Raw genomic sequence first — 4,963 nt, 5'->3', positions numbered from 1 at the left:
TCCCACGACCCCCGAGACCCCCACGACCCCCGAGACCCCCACGACTCCTTGAACCCCATGCCCCCTTGAACCGCGTGTCCCTGAACCGCGTGTCCTCGAACCGCACGCCTGCAACCGCACGACCCCTTGCACCTCATGACACGGAAAAAGGAAAGGACGGTCGCCATGGATGCCGACGTCATCGTGGTCGGAGCGGGCCTGGCGGGCCTGGTCGCCGCGCACGAGCTGACCAGCCGGGGCAGGAGGGTGGCCCTCGTGGACCAGGAGAACGCGGCCAACCTGGGCGGGCAGGCCTTCTGGTCCTTCGGCGGCCTCTTCCTCGTCGACTCCCCGGAGCAGCGCCGCCTGGGCGTCAAGGACTCCCTCGACCTGGCCTGGAACGACTGGCAGGGCAGCGCGGCCTTCGACCGGACCGAGGACGAGGACTCCTGGGCGGTGCGCTGGGCCCGGGCGTACGTCGAGTGGGCGGCGGGGGAGAAGCGGGCCTGGCTGGCCGGCCACGGCATCACCTTCCTCCCCACCGTCGGCTGGGCCGAGCGCGGCGACCTCAGGGCCGGCGGGCACGGCAACTCCGTGCCCCGCTTCCACATCGCCTGGGGCACCGGCACGGGCGTCGTCGAGCCGTTCGTGCGGTACGCCAAGCGGGCCGCGCGCGACGGGCTGCTCACCTTCCACCACCGTCACCGCGTCGACCACCTGGTCGTCGAGGGCGGCACCGCGCGCGGCGTGCGCGGCACGGTCCTCGCCGAGGACACCTCGCCCCGCGGCGTCGCCTCCAACCGCGACGCGATCGGGGAGTTCGAGCTCACCGCCCGGGCCGTGATCGTCGCCTCCGGCGGCATCGGCGCCGACCACGACACCGTCCGCCGCCACTGGCCCGAGCGCCTCGGCACCCCGCCCGGCGAGATGGTCACCGGCGTCCCCGCCCACGTCGACGGACGGATGCTCGACATCAGCGCCGAGGCCGGCGCCCGCCTCGTCAACCGCGACCGGATGTGGCACTACACCGAGGGCGTGCGCAACTGGGACCCGGTCTGGCCGGGCCACGGCATCCGCATCCTGCCCGGACCGTCCTCGATGTGGTTCGACGCCCTCGGCCGGCGTCTGCCCGAGCCCTGCCTGCCCGGCTACGACACCCTCGGCACCCTCCGGCACCTGCGCACGACCCCGGACCTGGCGGAGCACGACCACTCCTGGTTCATCCTCACCCAGAAGATCATCGAGAAGGAGTTCGCGCTGTCGGGTTCCGAGCAGAACCCGGACATCACCGCCAAGGACCGCGCCGGGTTCCTCCGCGAACGCGTCCTCGGCAAGGGCGCGCCGGGCCCGGTGGACGCCTTCCTGCGCGAGGGCGCCGACTTCGTGACCGCGCCGGACCTGGAGCAGCTGGTCGACAGGATGAACCGGCTGACCGGAAAACCGCTCCTGGACGCCGCCGTGATCCGCCGTCAGATAGAGGCCCGCGACCTCCAGATGGCCAACCCCTACGCCAAGGACGCACAGGTCCAGGGCATCCGCAACGCCCGCCGTTACATCGGCGACCGCCTCGGCCGGGTCGCCGCCCCGCACCGCCTCCTCGACCCGGCGGCGGGCCCGCTGATCGGGGTCAAGCTGCACATCCTCACCCGCAAGTCCCTCGGCGGCATCCAGACCGACCTCGACTCCCGCGCCCTGGGCGCCGACGGCACGCCGGTCGACGGCCTCTACGCGGCGGGCGAGGCGGCCGGCTTCGGCGGCGGCGGGGTGCACGGCTACAACGCGCTGGAGGGAACCTTCCTCGGCGGCTGCCTGTTCTCCGGGCGGGCGGCGGGCCGGGCCGCCGCCCGGCAGACCGCCTGATCCCGTCGGCCGGTCCTCCTGCTCACGCCGTGCCGAGGAGGCGGAGCAGCACGGAGACGTGGCCCTTGTCGGGCGACCTGGACGCGGTCACCAGCGTCACGTCGCCCTCGCGTGCCAGCTTCCGTACGTGGTCGAGGAGCTCGGCCGCCTCCGGAGCGGCCAGCTCGGCCTCGTACCGTTCGGCGAACTCCTCGTACGAGCCCTCGCCCGCGTGGTACCAGCGGCGCAGCTCCGCCGACGGGGTCAGCCCCTTGGGCCACTCGTCGACGTGCGCCGCGTCCTTGGCCACACCCCGTGGCCACAGCCGGTCCACCAGCACCCGTACGCCGTCGTCCGGCTCGGGCGGGTCGTAGATGCGGCGTACACGGACGCTCATGGCCGGTCCTTTCCACGGGAACAGCGGTGTCGCGAGCCTACGTCCGGCGGCGGTGGGGTGGCGGCGGCACGTGAGCCGTTCGGGAAGGCTGCCGATTTCCCCCCGCGCGGTCCGGGTACTCCGTCGCTCCGAACGACGCGAAGACGTGATGACGTGATGACGTGATGACGATGAGGGGAGGCCGGCGCATGGGCGCATCGGGCGGGCTGCCGGTCGTGCGGAGCCTCGACGCACTCGCCGAACTGGTCGAACGGAGCCGGGGTCTGTACGTGCGCTGGTCGCGCGGCCCGGAGACCGACCTCGCCAAGGTGTCCAGCACCGACGAGCTCACCGGCGTGGCGATGCCGGGCCTGTCCGCCAACCCGCTCGACGTGGAGGCGTGGTGGGCGGACCGGCCCGTACGCCTGTGGGCGGCCCGCAGGCTGCACGACTACGCGCATCTGCCGCACGACAAGGGCCCCGGGGTACGGCCCTGGGTGCTCACCGGCCGGGAGACCGGCCGCGGCCCGGACAACGAACCGCTGGTGGCCGACGTCCGGCCGCTGTGCTGGGTCGACCCCGGCGTCATCGACGAGGCCCGGGCCGAGGTGGAACGACAGGAGCATCCCTGGGGACCGCTGCGCCGCACCGGGCCCTGAGAACCGGGGCGCGGTGCGGCACGACGAGCCGCGGACTGGTGCGGCCGGGACCTCCGAGTGGTGCCGGGGTCAGCCGGACCGCCTGCGCACGGCCTCGCGCCGCTTGAGCGCACGGCGTTCCGTCTCGCCGGTCCCGCCCCAGACACCGATGGTCTGCCCGGTGTCGAGCGCCCATCGCAGACACTGCTCCTGGACCGGACAGCGCCGGCAGACCGCCTTCGCCTGCTCGGTCTGCAGCGCGGCCGGGCCGGTGGTGCCGATCGGGAAGAACAGGTCGGGGTCCTCCGTGCGGCATGCGGCGTGCTCTCGCCAGTTGTCCATCAAAGTCACCTGCGATCGGTAGCGTTCGCGCTTTCGGGAATGCCTTGCCCCGTTGCGGGTGACCGTTCGACAGCGGGGTGAAACCGGCGCTGTGCCCCGGGGCGTCCCGGGCCGCGGCGTCCGCCTACCCCCGCAGCGCCTCGGCCGCGGCCGTCACCACCGCGTCGGCCACCGACGCCAGCGCCGGGGAGTCGAGCTTCCACTGCTGCCAGTACAGCGGTACGTCCACCGCCCGGTCCGGGGCGAAGCAGACGAGCCGGCCGGAGCGCAGCAGCGGCTCCGCCTGCGGTTCGGGCACCATGCCCCACCCCAGGCCGGCGGCGACGGCCTCGACGAAACCCTCCGAGGTCGGCACGTGGTGCCGCGCGGCACTCGCGCCGCCGGGCCCGAGCCGTCGCACGAAGCCGTCCTGGAAGTCGTCCCGCCGGTCGAAGACCACAACCGGCGCCTCGACCAGCACCTGAGGCAGCGGCCCGTCCAGATGCCGTGCGGCGAAACCGGGGCCGGCGCAGGGGACGTACCGCATGCGTCCCAGGGCCCGGACGGTGCAGCCCGGTACGGGGTCGGGCGACGAGGTCACCGCGGCCATCACCACGCCCTCCCGCAGCAGGGCCGCCGTGTGGTCCTCGTCCTCACGGCGCAGCTCGAAACAGAGCCGCGGTTCCCGGGGGACGCGCGTGAGGGCGCCGAGGAACCAGGTCGCGAGCGAGTCCGCGTTGACCGCGACCGAGACCCGGGTCGGCTCCCCGGCCGCCCCGCTCAGCCCCAGCTCGGCGTAGGCGTCCCGCTCCAGCCGGGCCACCTGGCGGGCGAGGCGCACCAGCACCGCGCCGGACTCCGTCGGCCGCACCGGCTTGGTGCGCAGCAGCAGCACCCGGCCGGTGCGCTGCTCCAGCGCCTTCACCCGCTGGCTCACCGCGGACGGCGTCACGTGCAGCGCGGCGGCGGCCGCGTCGAACGTGCCCTCGTCCACCACGGCCAGGAGGGTCCGCACCTGGTCGAGCGGGAGGTCCGCGAAGGCCGCCGTGGTCGTTCCCGTCGTCATCCCGTGGCTCCCGTAGCCGGTCCTGTCTTCACAGGTGCTAAAGATACGTAAGAAACTTTAGCTGTACGTCATGTGATCGTCCGCTTAGCGTCGTAGGCATGACCAACGCCCTCACCGCCGCGGCCGCCGGCTTCGGCACCGGCCTCTCGCTCATCGTCGCCATCGGTGCCCAGAACGCCTTCGTCCTGCGCCAGGGGATCCGCCGCGACGCGGTCCTCGCCGTCGTCGGCATCTGCGCGCTGTCCGACGCCCTGCTGATCGCCCTGGGCGTCGGCGGGGTCGGCGCGGTGGTGGTGGCGTGGCCGGGCGCCATGACCGCGGTCGGCTGGATCGGCGGCGCCTTCCTGCTCGGCTACGGCGCCCTGGCCGCCCGGCGCGTGTTCCGGCCGGCCGGCGCCCTGCGGGCGGACGGCGACGCCGCGGGGTCGCGACGGCGGGCGGTCCTCACCTGCCTGGCGCTGACCTGGCTCAACCCGCACGTCTACCTGGACACCGTGTTCCTGCTGGGCTCGGTCGCCGCCGACCGGGGGGCGCTGCGCTGGACGTTCGGTCTGGGGGCCGCGGCCGCGAGCCTGTGCTGGTTCGCCGCGCTCGGCTTCGGCGCCCGCCACCTCGGCCGCTTCCTGGCCCGGCCGGTGGCCTGGCGGGTCCTGGACGGACTGGTCGCCGCCGTCATGATCGTGCTCGGTGTCTCCCTCGTCGCCCGGGCCTGAGCGCAGCGGCCCGACCCGCCCACCCCTGGTG

At 74.0% G+C, this 4,963-nt stretch carries 6 protein-coding genes; 3 read left to right on the top strand and 3 right to left on the bottom strand.

Going from position 1 to position 4,963, the window contains the following annotated elements:
* Nucleotides 1–165 precede the first annotated feature (165 nt).
* Nucleotides 166–1,839, top strand: coding sequence for an FAD-binding dehydrogenase (locus KUM32_RS32325; RefSeq protein ID WP_217145500.1), 1,674 nt, complete (start codon nucleotides 166–168; stop codon nucleotides 1,837–1,839).
* 22 nt (nucleotides 1,840–1,861) lie between these two features.
* On the opposite strand, the gene KUM32_RS32320 is transcribed toward KUM32_RS32325, so the two are convergent.
* Nucleotides 1,862–2,215, bottom strand: coding sequence for a DUF488 domain-containing protein (locus tag KUM32_RS32320; protein ID WP_217145499.1), 354 nt, complete (start codon nucleotides 2,213–2,215; stop codon nucleotides 1,862–1,864).
* Between the two features lie 188 nt (nucleotides 2,216–2,403).
* Between KUM32_RS32320 and KUM32_RS32315 the strand changes: the two genes are divergently transcribed.
* On the top strand, nucleotides 2,404–2,853 hold the full coding sequence (locus KUM32_RS32315; protein WP_217145498.1) for a DUF6098 family protein: 450 nt from the start codon (nucleotides 2,404–2,406) through the stop codon (nucleotides 2,851–2,853).
* A 69-nt stretch (nucleotides 2,854–2,922) separates the two neighbouring features.
* On the opposite strand, the gene KUM32_RS32310 is transcribed toward KUM32_RS32315, so the two are convergent.
* Together KUM32_RS32310 and KUM32_RS32305 are read right to left on the bottom strand one after the other, a co-directional pair.
* The gene (locus KUM32_RS32310) at nucleotides 2,923–3,174 is read right to left on the bottom strand and encodes a WhiB family transcriptional regulator (protein ID WP_217145497.1); all 252 of its coding nucleotides are present in this window, start codon (nucleotides 3,172–3,174) and stop codon (nucleotides 2,923–2,925) included.
* 124 nt (nucleotides 3,175–3,298) lie between these two features.
* Complete coding sequence (locus tag KUM32_RS32305) at nucleotides 3,299–4,219, bottom strand: LysR family transcriptional regulator ArgP (protein ID WP_217145496.1); 921 nt, start codon at nucleotides 4,217–4,219, stop codon at nucleotides 3,299–3,301.
* Nucleotides 4,220–4,317: 98 nt separating this feature from the next.
* Between KUM32_RS32305 and KUM32_RS32300 the strand changes: the two genes are divergently transcribed.
* Nucleotides 4,318–4,932: a LysE/ArgO family amino acid transporter gene (locus KUM32_RS32300; protein WP_217145495.1), complete on the top strand. Its 615-nt coding sequence runs from the start codon at nucleotides 4,318–4,320 to the stop codon at nucleotides 4,930–4,932.
* Nucleotides 4,933–4,963: the final 31 nt, after the last annotated feature.

It is taken from the genome of Streptomyces sp. AC627_RSS907, assembly GCF_019049165.1.
The sequence above is the reverse complement of the archived record's forward strand: the minus strand, read 5'-3'. Positions and strand labels throughout refer to the sequence as shown.

Coding starts and splice junctions, on each gene's coding strand:
- KUM32_RS32325 (WP_217145500.1), top strand. CDS start 166: ATGGATGCCGACGTCATCGTGGTCGGAGCGGGCCTGGCGGGCCTGGTC.
- KUM32_RS32320 (WP_217145499.1), bottom strand. CDS start 2,215: ATGAGCGTCCGTGTACGCCGCATCTACGACCCGCCCGAGCCGGACGAC.
- KUM32_RS32315 (WP_217145498.1), top strand. CDS start 2,404: ATGGGCGCATCGGGCGGGCTGCCGGTCGTGCGGAGCCTCGACGCACTC.
- KUM32_RS32310 (WP_217145497.1), bottom strand. CDS start 3,174: ATGGACAACTGGCGAGAGCACGCCGCATGCCGCACGGAGGACCCCGAC.
- KUM32_RS32305 (WP_217145496.1), bottom strand. CDS start 4,219: ATGACGACGGGAACGACCACGGCGGCCTTCGCGGACCTCCCGCTCGAC.
- KUM32_RS32300 (WP_217145495.1), top strand. CDS start 4,318: ATGACCAACGCCCTCACCGCCGCGGCCGCCGGCTTCGGCACCGGCCTC.